Origin of the sequence: Rossellomorea sp. LJF3 (assembly GCF_037046045.1) — a bacterium.
Classification (GTDB): domain Bacteria; phylum Bacillota; class Bacilli; order Bacillales; family Bacillaceae_B; genus Rossellomorea.
This window is the reverse complement of sequence record NZ_JBANLY010000014.1, coordinates 38,641-54,525: the sequence shown is the minus strand read 5'-3', so window position 1 is coordinate 54,525 and position 15,885 is coordinate 38,641. Positions and strand designations below refer to the sequence as shown.

Here is a 15,885-nt window from a genome sequence, read left to right as displayed (position 1 = left end):
TAGTAAACCATAAGGAGTGGAATGCAATGAAGCGAATCGCTGTCCTGATCATGAGTATGGCCCTGGTCGTCATGGGAGGAACGTATGCCGACGCCAAGACCAATGTTCAATCGGAAATCGATGACATGTTGAATGGAAAAGACGCGACCATCGTCATCCGCAACCTGAAGACAGACAAGGAATTCATTTTCAACAAGGAGAGAAGCGAGAGGAGATATACTCCGGAGTCAACGTACAAAGTACCACACGCCTTGGTTGGATTATCGACGGGTGCCGTCAGAGATGAATATGAAGTGAAACGCTGGGACGGAACAGTGAGGGAGTTCCCGGACTGGAATCGGGATCATACCCTCGCTTCCGGCATGAGATACTCCGTCATCTGGTACTATCAGTCTATGGCCCGTGATATCGGGGAAGAGAGGATGCAGGAAAACCTTGAAAAGATGGATTATGGGAACGAAGATATATCTGGTGGCATCGACTCTTTTTGGCTCGACAGCAGTCTGAAAATATCGGCCCGGGAGCAGACGGATTTTTTCGAAGGTCTGGTGGAAGAAAGCCTGCCTTATGACAAACAGCAGATGAGTACCGTAAAGCGGATCATGATCAATGACGAGCAGGACGACTATATCATCCACGGCAAAACCGGGACCCGGCTGTCGGATTTCGGACTCGGCTGGTACACGGGTTATGTGGAAACCGATAAGGGAGAGTGGGTATTCGCCGTCAATTTGGACGGAAGCGGGACAGAAGCAAAGAATCTGACGGTAGAGGTGCTGGAGAAGTTGCACATCATTCCGGAAGAATAATGGAGAGAGCTTACCCCCTCATTGGGTAAGCTCTCTTTTTCATCTTGTGAAAAATTCTATAATTTGAAATAATTAGTAAAAAGAAACTTGAGGGAATCGAATTCCATGACCTATCTTGTAAATGACATCTACGACATTCTGAATGGTGTGGGGATCGTTTTTTTATCTTGATTTCCTTTTTGATTTTTACGATTTTGAAAGAGAAAAAATAATGGTGGGGTGGACCATGATGAAACGATTGGTGGAAAGGCTCATTTATTTGGTCTTCACGTTGTTCATCTTTGTCGTGTTATGGAAAGGGACGGCTATTTTATGGGAGGCTTTCGTGCCGTGGAATTACAGGACCGATTTATTTGGCATTTTGATTGTAACGCCATTACTGATTGCCTTGTCGTTCATTCTGTCAACGCTTGCCTTTCAGTACACGAAAGATTCTTGAGGAGGAACATGGATGAGATCAGAGATCATTCCCTTTGACCCGAAGTATGCCAAGGAAACGGTGGCCATGTGGCGGGAAAGTAAGGAGCAGGCCATAGGGCAAAAGGAAAAACATAGTGTGGAAAATCACCTCTATTTTTTAACCAGCATCCTACCTCGCCAGTACCAAGTTGATCTGGCACTGATAAATGGAAAAGTAGCCGGAATGGCCGCATATAATAAAACGGAGATCAGTCAGCTATACATTCACGTTGATTATCAAGGACTCGGGATCGGTCAAGTGTTTCTGGATAAAGCAAAGGCGAAGTCAAGCGGGTGCTTGACCCTGTATACCTTTGAAGTGAATGAGAATGCCCGGAGGTTTTATGAAAAGAACGGATTTGTAGTGATCGGAAGAGGTCACGAAAATGAGGAGAATCTGCCTGATATTCAGTATGAATGGAGACGGACATGAGAAAATACTTTGGTCTTCTGTCAATAGGGATTCTAATCGTCACGTTTTTGGTTTTACAGTCCCTTGTCGGGAAACAGATCGGTCACCTATGGGGGTGAATCATCGCCATCGGATATGTCGGGGCTGCCTGGGCATCCTGGGACAGTGATCCGGGTTTTTGGAGGAAGGCATCGGCTGTGATTCTGGTGTTGCTGCCGGTTGGGTTTATCCTTGTGGTCGGGTTGTTTATTGTCGGGTTGAGGGGGGCGGGGTTTTAATACGTGAAAAAAGCAATCAGACTTTACTGGTTGCTTCTTTATTTTTCTCGAACTCTGAAAAAAGGATTATGACTGGGCACAGGCGAATAGGTTAGAAACATGGAAACAATTGTATAAAACCGGGGAGGTAAAGGATATGACCGAACCCACGAATGAAAAGCAAAGGCGAGTTCAAGAAATGTACAGAAAGTATAAGAGAGAGGGATCTTCCAACCAAACCTGGACATGGATTCTCATCCTCTGCGTTATCCCGGTGCTCATCCTCCTGGTGACGAGCGCGTTATTCGATCTCGGGGTTCAACTGCCGAGGTTCTTTGGAAGATAGGGTGTATGTGATGAAACGATTGTGGATTGGGTTAACCTGTTTGATGGTCAGTGCGATTCTTTATGGGTCGACACTTATAGCTGCTGCCGTTTATTCCGGTTTGCTGATGAGAGATGACGGACTCGGATGGAACTTTCAGTATGGTGTATTCGGAACCGCGTTGCTTGAGGTAGGGGCATTTCCATTGGTGTTGGCGGTGATTTCAGGGGGTACGGGAATCGTGTTGATTCTGTTGGAATTTCGAAAGAACATGGAAGGGAATGAGGAGCAACCTAAGGAGATAGAGGGATGAAGAAGCGCTTGTGGATGATTGTTTTGTTTTTGATGGTGGCTGCGATTGGAGGAGGCTATATGTGGCTGAGGTTCCATCCTCCCATGGAAGTTGGAGTCGTTGCTCAAAATGCGGGAGGGACGTCCGTACTCGTGGAAGTGACCAATCATGGATGGAAAGATGCGAAAGTGACCGGGGTCACTGTCAATGGTGATGAAGCGCCAGATGAAGTGAAGATGCAGGTGAGCAACCTGCTGAGAGGGTATGCCATTACCGATGGACCCCGTGATGAGCTGCCTGAAGAAATCAGCTTTGAAAATATGGGGGACGTAAGGATTAAGGCGGGTCTCACAAATGCAGAACAAATGGATCGCTTGGACGACGGAACAGCCACAAAGGAAGACAGGATCTATGCCGTGAACGTGTTTCATGATGAGAAAGTCATGCAGGTGCAAATAGAGTATCAATCTTTAGGGATGACGTATAGGGAAACGGTGGACATTGAGTAAGGATGGATGATCTTTTTCCGAGCTCGAACCTAATCAAAACCGTTTATCTCTTATTGGCTAGTTTGAGGACGGGTGGAAGAGGACTTCACGAAGAGTCCTCTTTTTTATGTGGATCGCACATTTTCCCTTTTTCCCAATCGCATCGATATCCCAATCGACACAACGGAAAGGGCAACGATCATCCACACGACACCTGGCCAGTCCCACTGATGATAGAAGCTTCCACTGACAGTCCCTCCCACACTTGATCCGGCGTAATAAGCTGATAGATAGAGGGCCGACGCCTGTGCTTTGTCATGGAGTGCTAATCGTCCGACCCAGCTGCTGGCGATGGAGTGTCCTGCGAAGAATCCGTATGTAAAGACGGCGATTCCTATGATTTTTACCCATAGATTCGGGTGCAGGGTTGTCAGGACGCCTGCTAACATGATGATGAGTGACAAAGGCAGGATTTTTCTTTTTCCATATTGATCGGCGAGCATTCCCATCCACGTGGAGCTGAAGGTGCCGACGATGTAGACGATAAAGATGAAGCCGACGACGGTCTGGCTGAGTGAGTAGGGTGGTGCAATCAGCTCGAATCCGATGTAATTGTAGAGGGAAACGAAGCCGCCCATCAAGAGAAATCCGATGGTGAACAGGTATGTGAGTCCCGGAACCTTAAACTGACTGAACAAGGAGCCTGCCAGGGAAGTAAGCTTAAAGCTCTGGGGTTCAAAATGGGCAGACTTTGGGAGCAGGGTCATGAAGATGATGCTTGAAAGCAAGCTGATGACCCCGATTCCCATCAGTGCAATATGCCAGCTGAAATAATCGGTCAGGACGCCGCTGATGATCCGGCCGGACATGCCCCCTATGGAGTTCCCGCTGATATACAATCCCATGGCCATCCCCAGGCTCTTCGCTTCAATTTCCTCACCTAAATATGCCATGGCGACGGCGGGAAGCCCGGCAAGCGTGATGCCCTGAAGGATCCGTCCAACCACAAGCATATGGAAACCTGAGGCAAATCCCGTGCAGATGGCAAGAATGGAAGAAGCCAGTAACGAGAAGGTCATCACGGATTTCCGGCCGTACACATCCGATAACGATCCTGCAATCAGCAGACTGATCGCCAGGGCGATGGTGGTGGACGATTGGCTGAGACTCGATGAGGCCGGGGAGACATTGAACTCACGGGCGATTTCCGGAAGCAGGGGCTGCGTCCCCCAGAGAATTGCGAATGTACTGAAGCCTCCTGCAAACAAAGCCAGGTTGGCATTCTTGAACGCCTGGGTTCCCCGCATGATGTATTCCATTTCACAAGACTCCTTTTTGTAATCATTCTATCTTCATGATACACCTCTTCACCCGCCACTTCTATTGGGAGACATCAGGTCTGCCGGTTTCTCACCGGTATAAATTAAATTACATAAATGTTAAAAACACCCAAATATGTTTATCTTTCGTATCACGAGGTATATAACCACTGTACAAACATAAAACACCATTAACTAACAATAAGGAGGATTTTATTTATGTCAAACAGTAACAACAGTAATAACAACAATAGTAATAACAACAGCAACAGCAGCAACAACAACGGTAAAATGAGCTACGAAGAAGCCGGTCGTAAAGGCGGGGAACAAACAGCGAAGAACCATGACAAGGAATTCTACCAGGAGATTGGTGAAAAAGGTGGAGAAGCCACTTCAGATAATCATGATAAGAAATTTTATCAGGAAATCGGAGCAAAAGGCGGAAGTCAGTCCAGCAACTCAAGCAACAGCAACTCGGGTAATTCAAACAGCTCAAACAACTCAAACAACTCAAACAGCTCGAATAATTCAAACAGCAACAATAACTAGAATCTGAGCCCTGGATGATCTCATGAAATATAAACGGTACTAATTTTAAGGAGGATTTTATTATGGCAAACAACAACAATAATAACAATAACAGTAGCAACAATAACAATAATAATAACAGCAGCAATAATAGCAACAACAGCAATAATAGCAATAACAAAATGAGCTACGAAGAAGCCGGCCGTAAAGGCGGGGAACAAACAGCGAAGAATCATGACAAGGAATTTTACCAGGAGATTGGTGAAAAAGGCGGAGAAGCCACGTCGGAGAATCACGATAAGAAATTTTATCAGGAAATCGGAGCGAAGGGCGGAAGTCAGTCCAGTAACTCAAGCAACTCGAGTAACTCGAATAGCTCAAGCAATTCAAACAACTCCAGTCGCTCAAACAATTCAAACAACAATAACTAGCACCGGATGATTTCCGGAAACGAAAGAAGACCTGTCGATCAATAACGACGGGTCTTTTTTTGTGGAATGGCATGTTTTTTTAACGAGCAGAGCATTTTAAATCGTCTAATAATGATTCTAACCTGGCTAAAGCGGACGATATGTCCTGATAGGTTTCCACTGAGTCATGTTGAGTGACGACAAAGGCTTTGGATTCATGGGAATAAGAAACCTTCAAGAGGTCAGTATCATGTTCAGAAAATGAATGGGTGATGTCACATTGGGAATAGGTCTCAAGTGTCTTTAAGATGGTGTACAGCTCATTATTTTCTGACATTATCTACATCTCCTTTCAATAAAGGGAAGAATATTTGTCTGATTTTGGCTTATTTTAACATGTTTGAAAGAGGGGGGGAAGGGAGAAAAGTTGTGTTTTACATACATGTTTTAAGTAGTGGGGATGAATGGTAGATAAAATGAAAGAGGGAGCAAACCTGCCCCCTCACTTTTATTTTAAAAGAAATAAATAAAGAAACGTTAGCCCGCCGACAAGCAGGCCGCTCGATAAAGATAACCACTTCCACTTTGTCAGGGGTGCTTTCGTTTTCATCAATACCGTCAACTGCAGGCTGATGGATAAAATGGCAAGAGATAAGAGCAGGAGGAGCACCGTTGAACGGTCAAGCTGCTGCCTGCTGTATTCTACAAGAACATATCCCCCGATGGCGGAACCGATCACGATAATATACAGGAAGATGAATGCAGCTTTTTTCACGCTTATCCCACCTTTCCAAACAGATAGACGAGGGTGAAGATCAAGACCCATACGAGATCCACGAAGTGCCAATAAAGGGAGAACACCGAAAGTCTTGAGGATGTGTCCCGGGAAACCCCTTTCACTCCAAAGTGTATGAGCAGGGTTCCCATCCAGATGACCCCAGCCAGGACATGCATGCCGTGGGTCCCGACCAATAGATAAAAGGAGGATAGGAAAGGACTGGTGTCCAGTTCAAATCCTTTTTCATAGTAATGGATGAACTCTCTCGCTTCCATTATCAAAAAGACGCCTCCCAGGAGAAGGGTCAGTAATAATAAGAGGAGCGTCTGCCTCGTTTTTCCCTTTTCACTTGAGCTGACACAGGCATAGATGGTGAAGCTGCTTGATAGAAGAAGGACCGTCGAAATCATGACACTCTTCAACTCCAGCATTTCTTCACTGGATGGACCGCCTGATAGATGGGATTTGAGGGTTAAATATACCCCGAACAGGGAGGCGAAGATGACCACCTCCGCCGCAATAAAGAACCACATGGCAAGCTTCTTGTCCTGCTCTTGTTCGATTTCGAAAGCGTGTTGATTCATTGGGACCCTTTCCTCCTTTCTGCCCGCAGTTCATCAGGCGTATAAGGCGTCCATGTGCGTCCCGCGGTGAAGGAACGGAGCGTCAGCATTCCGATTACACTGACAAAACCGAACCATTGCAGGAGTGGAAAACCAAAGATGAAGCCAAAGGAAGAGACAAACAGGGCTCCTGCGAGCATCATCGGCTGTGCCGTATGATTCGATACGTAAATGACGTCTTCTTCCTCTGCCGTTCGAATGGTTCCATCCCCTTCCTGCTTTTCATACCACAGCTGATCGATCGTGGTGACGAGGGGACGCTTGATGAAATTGCCCAGGGGCGGCGGTGACGGAATCGACCATTCAAGGGTCCGTCCCTCCCAAGGGTCCCCGGTGAGATCACGCTGTTCGTTCCGGTAACTCCAGAAGATATTCCAAAGAAAGATCAGCACGGCTAGAGCCATGAGGAAGGCTCCGATTGTACTGATGAGATTCAGAGTCCCTAATCCGTCGCTTTTTAAATACGTAAACACACGTCGGGGCATCCCGTTCAATCCCATGAGATGCATCGGGAAAAAGGTGACATGAAAGCCGATGGTGAACAGCCAGAAATGCCATTTTCCCAAAGCCTCATTGAGTAGGAAGCCGAACATTTTCGGCCACCAGTAGTACACTCCCGCAAAGATTCCGAGAACAGTCCCACCGACGATCACATAGTGAAAGTGTCCGACGACAAAATAACTGTCGTGGTACTGATAATCGGCAGGGGCCGATGAAAGCATGACACCCGTCGCACCGCCGATGAGGAAGGTAGGGATGAACGCCAAGGAAAATAACATGGCGGTCTTAAAGCGGATGACCCCTCCCCGCAGTGTGAAGAGCCAGTTGAATACCTTGATGCCCGTCGGAACCGCAATCGACATGGTGGAGAGGGCAAAGATGGCATTGGAGATCGGCCCGAGCCCCACGGTGAACATGTGATGGATCCATACCATGAATCCAAGGAACCCAATCAGGACGAGGGCGAACACCATGGCAGGATAGGCAAACAGATTGCGTCTTGAGAAGGTGGTGATCACATCGGAAAAGATGCCGAACGCCGGTAAAATCAAAATGTATACTTCCGGGTGACCGAAGATCCAGAATAAGTGCTGCCATATGATGGGGTTTCCTTCTGTCCCCGTCAGAAAAGCCGTTCCATACACCCGGTCCATCGTCAGTAGTAACAAGGCGACGGTCAGGGCGGGAAAGGCGAATAATATCAGGATCGATGTAACAAAGGAAGACCATGTAAATAGCGGCATTCTCATAAAGGTTAGCCCTGGGGCCCGTTTGCGAATGATCGTCACCAGGAAGTTAATGGCGGACATGATCGTTCCGGCACCGGCGATCTGGATCCCGATGGCATAATAATCGAGACCGGGGCCCGGGGTATACACATCAAGGCTTAAGGGGGCATAGCCCGTCCAGCCTGCTGAAGGTGATCCACCGAGCACGAAGCTGATATTCACCAATGCCCCGCCAACGAGAAACAGCCAAAAGCTCAACAGGTTAAGGTGGGGGAACGCCAAGTCCCTGGCCCCGATTTGAAGGGGGACGGCGACATTCATCAGCCCGATCAATAATGGCATGGCGACGAAGAAAATCATCGTCGTACCATGTGTGGTCATCATTTGGTTATACTTTTCACCCTGGAAGACCCAGAATTGATTCTCCGGCAGGGCGAGCTGAAGCCGTATGATCAAGGCATCAAGGCCACCGCGAAGGAAGAAGGCCCCTCCTGCCGCAAGATATAAGATGCCGACTTTATAATGATGAGTGGAGGTTGCCCAGTCCCATGCCCACTTCCACTTTTTATAACGGGTCAATAAGAACAGGGCAGCCACGGCCATGAGGAAGATCGAGATGTCTGCCGCAACGATATCAGAGGGGAATACGAATTCCCGTCCGAAAAGGGTGTACTTGATATCCATATTCTCCACCTCCTATTCTAATTGTGAAAGATACGTTCTTAATGCGTTAAGGTCTTCTTCTGTAAGGTCAGGAAACGGAGGCATGTTGACGTCCGGTTTGAATGAGGACGGGTCTCTGATCCATTTCTTCATATTTTCATCTGTGTTCAAAAGGACATTCCCGATCCGCTCCTTACCTGCGATTCCGGCAAGATTCGGCCCCTTGCTTCGTTCTCCAGGTGATACGGCATGACAAGTTAAGCACTTGGAGATGAACAGTTTCTCTCCTTTTTCAGCTGTCGGGGTCACCGCATCCGGTGCCTTTTTCTTCTGTTCTTGATCGATCCATTGAACGAACTCACTATCTCCGACTGCGTGGACCTGGAATCTCATATAGGAATGGGAAGCCCCGCACAATTCCGCACATTGGCCTTTGTAGACGCCTTCCTTTGAGGCGTTCAACGTCAGCGTATTCGTCTTTCCTGGTATGAGATCTTTTTTTCCGCCAAGCCTTGGCATCCAGAAGGAATGAATGACATCGTCGGATTTCAACTGGAATACGACTGGCCGATCCACTGGTATGTATGCTTCGTTCGTCAGGGTGATGCCCTGATCGGGATAGTGGACCTCCCACCAATATTGGTGTCCCGTGACCTCGATCTTCAGAGGGTTATCACTGTTTTCATCCGATTCGGCGAGGGAAAACGTTCCCTTAACGGTAGGGACGGCGAGGATCACCAATAAGAGAATCGGGATGACGGTCCACGTCACTTCAAGCTTCCTATTTCCCTTCACGTAGGAAGGAGTGAGGTGTCGGCGCTCCGGTGTTTCTCGATACTTCCATGTGAAATATACAAACATGGAAAACACGACAAAAAAGACCAGCAGCATGATCGCAAGGGAAATTTGGAATAAGTTCAATTGAAGTTCGGCAACGGTTCCTTTCGGATCGAGAACCTTTAGAGAGCTGCAGCCGGTGAGGAACAATACGGCAAGCATTATACCGAAACCAAGACGCTTCATCGAATCCCCCTTTCATCATTTTGCAAGGTCCGTCCCTGGACATAGGACGGTACCCTTTCCATACATACCCTACCTCTAATTTCTGTCGGATAAACGAAAAATTTAGAAAATAGTGGAGATTGGGGAATTTGTATCATGACGAAGAATAATATTTCTTGATTGACAGATACTATATTTGTAATAGTTCACCTGCATTCAGAGCCCTCTTAGATCATCTATGAGGGCTCTTTTTAAAAAGGGGAGAGTGTATGCAAGAGCGATATGATCAAATAAGAGAAAAGTCTCTGGAAGTGACCCGGGAGAATATCAATTATTGGCTGGAGTACTGTTTTCTAAGTCCTCGCTGGTGGTTCATCCTCACTCTTTTCATCCTGACCTGGGTAGTGTTTGGTTATTTAACAAGAAACGAAACGAATAAGCCGAAACTGCTATTTTTGGGACTTGTATGGATGATCGTCTCCGCCAATTTAGACGGATATGGATTTGACCTCGGAATGTGGGGATACCCTGGACAGCTGATTCCGATTCTTCCGAAAGCATACTTATTCGACTATGCCTTGATACCGGTCACATTCATGCTGCTATATAGATACTTTCCTAAAGGGAAGCCGTTCTTTTATTCGACCCTCATTCTTTCGGGTGGAGCCTCGTTTATTGCAGAAACGCTATTTGAATGGCTGCATATTTACGAGACCTATCACTGGAAAATGTGGTGGTCATTTGTGATTTATTTTGTTCTTTCCTATTTGATCAGAGGAATGGTGGAGTACATTTTTAGAAAAAAGGATTCAATCGGATGATTGAGTTGTGAACATAGTGGGTAGAAAAGCTAACGTGAACTGTTGGCTTTTTTTGATGGGGAATAAATTGGCAAGGAATACCATCATCCTTGCTATCTAGTAAAACAATCTGTATCGTAGAAGGAAAGGAGTGATATAGTGAGTGTATCGATTGCAGAAGTAGATTACCTGGAAGTGATGGAATATTCACGGGATCCACTCATCATCCACACGGATTATAAGGTCCTGTACATAAACCATGCAGCGGAAGAGTTTTTCAGAGGCAACAAAGAGAGCATGATCGGTGCGAGTCCCCTCGATATATTCCAGGAAAGCTCGAAGGCCGCGATCAGTCGGAGAATTCAATCTGCGTATGGGAAGCCGGCAGATGTCATTGAAGAGACCGTCTTCCGGATGGACGGGACGAGAGTGGAGGTCGAGTTGTATTGCCACCCTGTCAATATTGGGGATACGAAGGCGATTCAAACATACGTCTGGGATATCACGAAGCGGAAAGAATCTGAAAAGAATCAACATGATATGAATGATGAGATCAACGAATTATCAGCGACCATCGTGCCGTTGATTGATGATGTGGCCGTTCTTCCATTGAGAGGGAAAATAGATCAAGTGAAAGCCATGACTTTACTTGATTTAATTCCGTGCAAAGTAAGGGATCGAAACGTCGATCGATTAATCATCGATTTCTCCGGTGTTTATACGCTTGATCGCATGGTCATCGATTATCTATTCAAGATTACGAACGTATTGTCCCTGCTCGGTGTCCAGTCCATCATAACAGGAATAAGACCGGAATTAGCCGTTGAAGCGATCGAGGCGGGTGTCGATTTATCCACGATCCCAACAGTGGCTACCGTTAAAGAAGCCTTGGCTCAAATCGGCATTTTTCTCCAAGAACAGAATGAATCATAGGAAAAGCCCCCAAAGATTTCTCTCTCATGGGGGCTCGGAACTGTGTTCTTTAATTGGTTGTATCCGCGAGTTTGACTAACACATGAGCCATATGCTCACGCTCTTCCTTATTGGCCACATGCCACATTTCATTCAGCACCTTTTGCTCACGGTTACGTGGTTCCTCATGCTCTGCTAAATAATCAGCTACGCGCTTAGCCCCTTTTGAAAGAGCTTCTTCACTCAGTCCGAGTTTTTCTCCTTTATGAACCTGATCTCCCAAATAATCCTTGAAAGAATCGAAATGCTGCAGAATCTCTTCCTTTTTGTCTTCATTCATTTTTGCCGCTGCTTGTTTAGGATCGTGTGCGATAATGAATTCCTCCTTTTGTTGGTTGTAGTAGTGTGTTTCCCTGGTGGGTGAAAGGTTAAACAAGGGATGGCATATTGAAAGGATTATTTCGGATATTCCTTCCTTTGAAGAATGACTATATAAGCACAGGCGATTTCATGCTGAAAAGTATAAACGTAGTGAAGATTGAAATGAGAGAACCAGTAGAAGCTCGATTAACCATGTCGAGCTTCTTTTTTATGAGGATTGAGATTAAGGTTGTGATTTGAAATAATTGGTATAGACGAAGTGTGGGGGGCTTACTATGGACAATCAAAATTTCAGAGAAAATCTGGACGTGTTTTTACAAGCATGGGAGAATTCATCACTCATAGAATTGGAGACATTCATTTCCACTGACTATCAAGCGAGGGAAGTCAGGGATGGGGATATCGAGGCATTCGGATATGAGGAGTCGGTAGAAGGCTGGAAGCAGGGATTTGCCTACGTGAAAGGGCAACAGGCAGAATGGGACATCCGCGAAGTGTCAGTCATTACAATGAAAGAGGATGAAACGATGGTCATCCTCTTCGCCACCATCGTACTGGACGGAAAACCGATGGAAACCGGAAGCATGTTCTTCGACACCTTTAAGAAACGGGAAGAAGGCTGGAAGCTGGTGAGGAGTTATATTGAGACCGGGGTTTCTGTTGGAGGGACGGACCTCAAAATCGATCTTTAAGAGCTGGGGTGTTTGGGGAATGGGAGGTCCGTCCCTCAAGGGTGCGGCGGTTTGCCGATCTATTGAGTTTGATTTCAGCCATCAATGAAGGTGACCTGTTGGTTACGGTCACTTTTTTTTGATGAAATTCAGTGAAACGTTTTAAACTTTTCATGGGTCTAACAGATAGAAAGCGGGTGGTAGCAGTTGAATGAGAAAAAGGTCAAGAAAGCAAGAAAGGGAGATGAAAAGGCCTTTCAAGAGTTGATAGATCTGGAAAAGAATAAGCTTTATCGGATGGCGTTTGTATATGTGAAAAATGAAGATGATGCCCTTGATATTGTGCATGATGCCATTTATAAAGCGTTCATTTCGATTAAAAGTTTGAAGAATCCCCAGTATTTTTCAACATGGTTATCTAGGATATTGATTAATTCAGCCTTGGATTTCATTAAGAAGCACGAACGGATCATTCCTACCGAGGAAATGGATGTCATTCCTGGAGAAAGACATTCCCAGATTGAAGAGAAGCTGGATTTGGCAGGGGCGATCGAGGAGCTGGATGTTCCATATAAAACGGTTATCATTTTACGATATTATCAAGACTTAACAGTCAAACAAATCGCCGACATCCTGGATTGCCCTGAGGGAACGATTAAGACACGGTTGCATAGAGCAATCCGGCAATTGAAGTCAGAGTTGAAGGAGGGGTGTATTGGATGAGTGATCAATTAGGCAAAGATGTAAAGGAAGAAATGAATAACATACGGATACCTGAGGACAGATTGAATCACACAATCGAGAAGGCAATGGTGAGAGGGAGAAAGAAACAAAGGCGCTGGTTGAAAAAATGGTTCTATGTCAGCAGTGCCGCTGTCCTTATAATCGGATTGTTGGTCGGTTCGGCTCTGGTGTCACCCGCCATGGCGAATGTGGTAGCGAAGATTCCATATCTGGGAAGTATATTCGAATCCAAAGGGGATATCGTGATAGAGATATCAGAGGAACTTAGGGAAAAAGGGTACAAGGTGAACGGACTGGGTGTCTCGTATCCAGAGAAGGTGATCCGAATCGGAATCGAGGGGGATAAAGACTACTATACCAAGGTCAGACCAGAGGTAGAAAAAATTTCGATGGATTTGCTTAAATCCAGGGACTATGATGCTTACTCAGTGAAAGTGAATCGATATGAAGAGCCTAAAGTACCGCAAAAAGATAAGGAAACTCAACAAAGAAGCGAAGATTTTCAATTAATCGACAGCGGTGTGAGGGAAGAGCTTGCAAAACGGGATATAGAAGTAATTCGGCTGGGACACTTTGCGAAACCAGAGAGGATACAAATTGATATCCCGAATACGGAAAATAGAGTGGATGTAATCAAACAGGTAGTGAGTGATGTCCTGAGTAACAATCATATTCATTCCATCCCAGTTGAGATAAAAAAGGTTAATATGAAGAAGGAAGAGCAAGATAGAAGGTGGAGGGAGATCCTGCAGATCATCAGTGATGACCTATTAGGAAAGAAAGGTTATAAAGTAAGGATGGTGGGTTATTCCGTGCATCCTGAGCCTGAAATTCAAGCATTCATCACCTTATCAAGTAAGGACGGGGGTGCAAAGGATTTTGCCATGGAACTTGAAGACGTCATTGATAAATTTCTAAAATCCGATCAAATGAAAGAAAAGATCAATGGTGATGACTACCATATCACCATCTATAGCAAAGACGATAAGATCATCAACTAAAAGGGGCTTCATAGCCTCTTTTTTTCATGCCGAGAAGTTTGAGTTCCCCGTCGAGGTTTGGAATAATGAATAGTGAGAATACTTATTGGAAACCAGGGAGGTCAACATGAAAACAGTCATAGCATTCAGCGGTGGAAAGGATTCCACTCTGGCATTATATAACATACATCAAAATCCTGAATACGAGGTGGATTCGCTCCTCGTGACGCTGACGGAAGGGTTCGACCGGGTATCGATCCACGGGGTCCGGTATGAGATGTTGAAGCGGCAGTCGAAATCCCTTGGCATTCCGCTTCGTGAGGTGTGGATCCCCCAGGACTGTCCGAATGAAGTGTATCAGGAGCGGATGGGGAAAGCCGTTTCCGGGATGCTGGAGGACGGGGTCACACATATGATCTTCGGGGATATCCATCTTGCGGATGTACGGGCATATCGGGAGAAGATGCTAGAAGGGACAGGCATTACGCCGGTTTTTCCGTTGTGGGGTCGGGACGTAGGAGAACTGGGGCGTGAATTTATCGAGCGTGGATTCAAGACGGTGCTTACCTGTATCGATATGGAACAGTTGGATCGGTCGTTTGCAGGGAGAGTATATAATGCGGATTTCTTAAGAGACTATCCTGAGAACTGTGATGTGTGCGGAGAAAATGGAGAGTTCCATACATTTGTGTTTGACGGTCCGAACTTTGAGTTTCCGATCCGATACGAGCTCGGGGAGGAGAGGGTGACGCCGGACGTGGTCACGGGCCGGGACCGCTTTTTGTTTCGGGATGTGGTCCCGAAGTGAGTCGGATTTAGGTATATTCCTAGAATCGATGTTAAGTAACTCCTGGGAGCCCATTTTACCCAAAAAAGTATATTTCTGGTAAGGAAGTGTTCACATGAAACTGCACCACATTACCATCAAGGGGGACGGACCTCTAAACGAGGATGCTTTGATCTTCAATGAGGGACAGTCCCTATTCGGTGTCGCAGACGGGGTATCATCCCTCGTCCCTTTCACCTCAAAAGAAAATCTGACAGGGGGCTACATTGCTTCCCACACAGTGAAGGGTGCGTTGGAATCCATGGAGTCAGGGGATCCATCATTGTATGAGGCATTGACCAGGATCAATGAACGTTTACATATGAAAATGACAGAATATCAAATTGATGGTAATCAAAAGGAACAGCTGTGGGGGACGGCCCTTGCAGCAGTCCGCGTGGAGGATAGCGGGATCGAGTTCATCCAGACCGGGGGTTGTATGATCCTTGCCGTCTATGAAAGCGGGGAGGTCCGTCCCTTGACGAGGCTGCAGGTAGAGCATCTGGAAGAGACGGTGATTGAAATGTGGAGAGAGTGCATCCGAAGAGGGTTCAGAACAAAAGATGAAATCATGCCCCACGTGAAGGAGCAGCTGATTGCGAACCGACAGCTGAGCAATGCGGAAGGGGGATATGGAGTCCTGAACGGGGAGCCGGAAGCTCTCAAGTATTTTGAATACGGGAAGATCAACAAGGTCGGGCTGACCCATCTGATCCTCTTGACCGATGGGTTATTCCTGCCGGCGGAATCGATCCCAGAGGGGGAACCGTATTGGGAATATACAGCGTGCAGCATCCTCGAAAAAGGGATCAGCAAATATGCTGCAGACCTGATCGACCTAGAAGAATCAGACCCCGAATGCATCACCTACCCAAGATTCAAGAAAAGCGACGACAAAGCCGGTATCGTCATGGACTTTGGGGGATGGGCCTAAGAGAGGGACGGACCTCCAAACCCATCTGAAAGATTCTCCCCTC

21 protein-coding genes and 1 pseudogene are annotated in these 15,885 nt (G+C 46.4%); 15 read left to right on the top strand and 7 right to left on the bottom strand.

Features of this window, described 5'->3' with window-relative positions:
• Positions 1–26 precede the first annotated feature (26 nt).
• The 6 genes from blaOXA to V8G47_RS13980 all read left to right on the top strand — a co-directional run bounded on the left by blaOXA (position 27) and on the right by V8G47_RS13980 (position 3,063).
• The gene (gene blaOXA, locus V8G47_RS14005; protein WP_336200666.1) at positions 27–809 is read left to right on the top strand and encodes a class D beta-lactamase; all 783 of its coding nucleotides are present in this window, start codon (positions 27–29) and stop codon (positions 807–809) included.
• Positions 810–1,038: 229 nt separating this feature from the next.
• On the top strand, positions 1,039–1,248 hold the full coding sequence (locus V8G47_RS14000; RefSeq protein ID WP_336200665.1) for a hypothetical protein: 210 nt from the start codon (positions 1,039–1,041) through the stop codon (positions 1,246–1,248).
• Between the two features lie 12 nt (positions 1,249–1,260).
• Positions 1,261–1,701 (top strand): GNAT family N-acetyltransferase, encoded by a 441-nt coding sequence (locus V8G47_RS13995; protein ID WP_336200664.1) that lies wholly within the window; start codon positions 1,261–1,263, stop codon positions 1,699–1,701.
• A 393-nt stretch (positions 1,702–2,094) separates the two neighbouring features.
• Positions 2,095–2,283 (top strand): hypothetical protein, encoded by a 189-nt coding sequence (locus tag V8G47_RS13990; protein WP_336200663.1) that lies wholly within the window; start codon positions 2,095–2,097, stop codon positions 2,281–2,283.
• A gap of 10 nt (positions 2,284–2,293) precedes the next feature.
• Complete coding sequence (locus V8G47_RS13985; RefSeq protein WP_336200662.1) at positions 2,294–2,575, top strand: phosphatase; 282 nt, start codon at positions 2,294–2,296, stop codon at positions 2,573–2,575.
• Positions 2,572–3,063, top strand: coding sequence for a hypothetical protein (locus V8G47_RS13980; RefSeq protein ID WP_336200661.1), 492 nt, complete (start codon positions 2,572–2,574; stop codon positions 3,061–3,063). The genes V8G47_RS13985 and V8G47_RS13980 overlap by 4 nt, the downstream gene beginning before the upstream one ends.
• Positions 3,064–3,167: 104 nt before the next feature.
• Here V8G47_RS13980 and V8G47_RS13975 read toward each other — a convergent pair whose 3' ends face one another.
• Positions 3,168–4,361 carry an MFS transporter gene (locus V8G47_RS13975; RefSeq protein ID WP_336200660.1) on the bottom strand — a complete coding sequence of 398 codons (1,194 nt, stop codon included), beginning with the start codon at positions 4,359–4,361 and terminating at the stop codon, positions 3,168–3,170.
• A gap of 219 nt (positions 4,362–4,580) precedes the next feature.
• Here V8G47_RS13975 and V8G47_RS13970 point away from each other — a divergent pair.
• Positions 4,581–4,823, top strand: a pseudogene (locus tag V8G47_RS13970) (KGG domain-containing protein); the annotation flags it as partial.
• Positions 4,824–5,071: 248 nt separating this feature from the next.
• The gene (locus V8G47_RS13965; protein ID WP_336200723.1) at positions 5,072–5,320 is read left to right on the top strand and encodes a general stress protein; all 249 of its coding nucleotides are present in this window, start codon (positions 5,072–5,074) and stop codon (positions 5,318–5,320) included.
• Between the two features lie 79 nt (positions 5,321–5,399).
• Here the strand turns inward: V8G47_RS13965 and V8G47_RS13960 are convergent, their stop codons facing one another.
• The 5 genes from V8G47_RS13960 to coxB form a co-directional block, all read right to left on the bottom strand.
• Positions 5,400–5,636: a hypothetical protein gene (locus tag V8G47_RS13960; protein ID WP_336200658.1), complete on the bottom strand. Its 237-nt coding sequence runs from the start codon at positions 5,634–5,636 to the stop codon at positions 5,400–5,402.
• Between the two features lie 171 nt (positions 5,637–5,807).
• Positions 5,808–6,074: a hypothetical protein gene (locus tag V8G47_RS13955; RefSeq protein WP_336200657.1), complete on the bottom strand. Its 267-nt coding sequence runs from the start codon at positions 6,072–6,074 to the stop codon at positions 5,808–5,810.
• A gap of 2 nt (positions 6,075–6,076) precedes the next feature.
• Positions 6,077–6,661 (bottom strand): cytochrome c oxidase subunit 3, encoded by a 585-nt coding sequence (locus V8G47_RS13950; RefSeq protein ID WP_336200656.1) that lies wholly within the window; start codon positions 6,659–6,661, stop codon positions 6,077–6,079.
• Complete coding sequence (locus V8G47_RS13945) at positions 6,658–8,532, bottom strand: cytochrome c oxidase subunit I (protein WP_336200721.1); 1,875 nt, start codon at positions 8,530–8,532, stop codon at positions 6,658–6,660. The genes V8G47_RS13950 and V8G47_RS13945 overlap by 4 nt, the downstream gene beginning before the upstream one ends.
• A gap of 93 nt (positions 8,533–8,625) precedes the next feature.
• Positions 8,626–9,615, bottom strand: a complete 990-nt coding sequence (gene coxB, locus V8G47_RS13940) for a cytochrome c oxidase subunit II (protein ID WP_336200655.1) — start codon at positions 9,613–9,615, stop codon at positions 8,626–8,628.
• Positions 9,616–9,863: 248 nt separating this feature from the next.
• Between coxB and V8G47_RS13935 the strand changes: the two genes are divergently transcribed.
• Entirely contained in the window at positions 9,864–10,415 is a 552-nt protein-coding gene (locus V8G47_RS13935; protein ID WP_336200654.1) for a CBO0543 family protein, read from the top strand.
• Between the two features lie 138 nt (positions 10,416–10,553).
• On the top strand, positions 10,554–11,327 hold the full coding sequence (locus V8G47_RS13930; RefSeq protein WP_336200653.1) for a PAS domain S-box protein: 774 nt from the start codon (positions 10,554–10,556) through the stop codon (positions 11,325–11,327).
• Between the two features lie 49 nt (positions 11,328–11,376).
• Here the strand turns inward: V8G47_RS13930 and V8G47_RS13925 are convergent, their stop codons facing one another.
• The gene (locus tag V8G47_RS13925; protein WP_060673582.1) at positions 11,377–11,646 is read right to left on the bottom strand and encodes a DUF3243 domain-containing protein; all 270 of its coding nucleotides are present in this window, start codon (positions 11,644–11,646) and stop codon (positions 11,377–11,379) included.
• Between the two features lie 316 nt (positions 11,647–11,962).
• On the opposite strand from V8G47_RS13925, the gene V8G47_RS13920 reads away from it, so the two are divergent.
• From V8G47_RS13920 to V8G47_RS13900, 5 genes are all read left to right on the top strand, one after another.
• Positions 11,963–12,379, top strand: a complete 417-nt coding sequence (locus V8G47_RS13920) for a flavoprotein (RefSeq protein ID WP_336200652.1) — start codon at positions 11,963–11,965, stop codon at positions 12,377–12,379.
• Between the two features lie 186 nt (positions 12,380–12,565).
• Positions 12,566–13,081 (top strand): sigma-70 family RNA polymerase sigma factor, encoded by a 516-nt coding sequence (locus V8G47_RS13915; RefSeq protein ID WP_336200651.1) that lies wholly within the window; start codon positions 12,566–12,568, stop codon positions 13,079–13,081.
• Positions 13,078–14,103 (top strand): DUF4030 domain-containing protein, encoded by a 1,026-nt coding sequence (locus tag V8G47_RS13910; RefSeq protein ID WP_336200650.1) that lies wholly within the window; start codon positions 13,078–13,080, stop codon positions 14,101–14,103. The genes V8G47_RS13915 and V8G47_RS13910 overlap by 4 nt, the downstream gene beginning before the upstream one ends.
• Before the next feature lie 106 nt (positions 14,104–14,209).
• Positions 14,210–14,890 carry a diphthine--ammonia ligase gene (locus V8G47_RS13905; RefSeq protein ID WP_336200649.1) on the top strand — a complete coding sequence of 227 codons (681 nt, stop codon included), beginning with the start codon at positions 14,210–14,212 and terminating at the stop codon, positions 14,888–14,890.
• A 94-nt stretch (positions 14,891–14,984) separates the two neighbouring features.
• Positions 14,985–15,842 carry a protein phosphatase 2C domain-containing protein gene (locus V8G47_RS13900; RefSeq protein ID WP_336200648.1) on the top strand — a complete coding sequence of 286 codons (858 nt, stop codon included), beginning with the start codon at positions 14,985–14,987 and terminating at the stop codon, positions 15,840–15,842.
• Positions 15,843–15,885: the final 43 nt, after the last annotated feature.

What these genes read in the sequence shown, in the direction of transcription:
- blaOXA (WP_336200666.1), top strand. Translation starts at nt 27, where the DNA reads ATGAAGCGAATCGCTGTCCTGATCATGAGTATGGCCCTGGTCGTCATG.
- V8G47_RS14000 (WP_336200665.1), top strand. Translation starts at nt 1,039, where the DNA reads ATGAAACGATTGGTGGAAAGGCTCATTTATTTGGTCTTCACGTTGTTC.
- V8G47_RS13995 (WP_336200664.1), top strand. Translation starts at nt 1,261, where the DNA reads ATGAGATCAGAGATCATTCCCTTTGACCCGAAGTATGCCAAGGAAACG.
- V8G47_RS13990 (WP_336200663.1), top strand. Translation starts at nt 2,095, where the DNA reads ATGACCGAACCCACGAATGAAAAGCAAAGGCGAGTTCAAGAAATGTAC.
- V8G47_RS13985 (WP_336200662.1), top strand. Translation starts at nt 2,294, where the DNA reads ATGAAACGATTGTGGATTGGGTTAACCTGTTTGATGGTCAGTGCGATT.
- V8G47_RS13980 (WP_336200661.1), top strand. Translation starts at nt 2,572, where the DNA reads ATGAAGAAGCGCTTGTGGATGATTGTTTTGTTTTTGATGGTGGCTGCG.
- V8G47_RS13975 (WP_336200660.1), bottom strand. Translation starts at nt 4,361, where the DNA reads ATGGAATACATCATGCGGGGAACCCAGGCGTTCAAGAATGCCAACCTG.
- V8G47_RS13965 (WP_336200723.1), top strand. Translation starts at nt 5,072, where the DNA reads ATGAGCTACGAAGAAGCCGGCCGTAAAGGCGGGGAACAAACAGCGAAG.
- V8G47_RS13960 (WP_336200658.1), bottom strand. Translation starts at nt 5,636, where the DNA reads ATGTCAGAAAATAATGAGCTGTACACCATCTTAAAGACACTTGAGACC.
- V8G47_RS13950 (WP_336200656.1), bottom strand. Translation starts at nt 6,661, where the DNA reads ATGAATCAACACGCTTTCGAAATCGAACAAGAGCAGGACAAGAAGCTT.
- V8G47_RS13945 (WP_336200721.1), bottom strand. Translation starts at nt 8,532, where the DNA reads ATGGCCGTGGCTGCCCTGTTCTTATTGACCCGTTATAAAAAGTGGAAG.
- coxB (WP_336200655.1), bottom strand. Translation starts at nt 9,615, where the DNA reads ATGAAGCGTCTTGGTTTCGGTATAATGCTTGCCGTATTGTTCCTCACC.
- V8G47_RS13935 (WP_336200654.1), top strand. Translation starts at nt 9,864, where the DNA reads ATGCAAGAGCGATATGATCAAATAAGAGAAAAGTCTCTGGAAGTGACC.
- V8G47_RS13925 (WP_060673582.1), bottom strand. Translation starts at nt 11,646, where the DNA reads ATGAATGAAGACAAAAAGGAAGAGATTCTGCAGCATTTCGATTCTTTC.
- V8G47_RS13920 (WP_336200652.1), top strand. Translation starts at nt 11,963, where the DNA reads ATGGACAATCAAAATTTCAGAGAAAATCTGGACGTGTTTTTACAAGCA.
- V8G47_RS13910 (WP_336200650.1), top strand. Translation starts at nt 13,078, where the DNA reads ATGAGTGATCAATTAGGCAAAGATGTAAAGGAAGAAATGAATAACATA.
- V8G47_RS13905 (WP_336200649.1), top strand. Translation starts at nt 14,210, where the DNA reads ATGAAAACAGTCATAGCATTCAGCGGTGGAAAGGATTCCACTCTGGCA.
- V8G47_RS13900 (WP_336200648.1), top strand. Translation starts at nt 14,985, where the DNA reads ATGAAACTGCACCACATTACCATCAAGGGGGACGGACCTCTAAACGAG.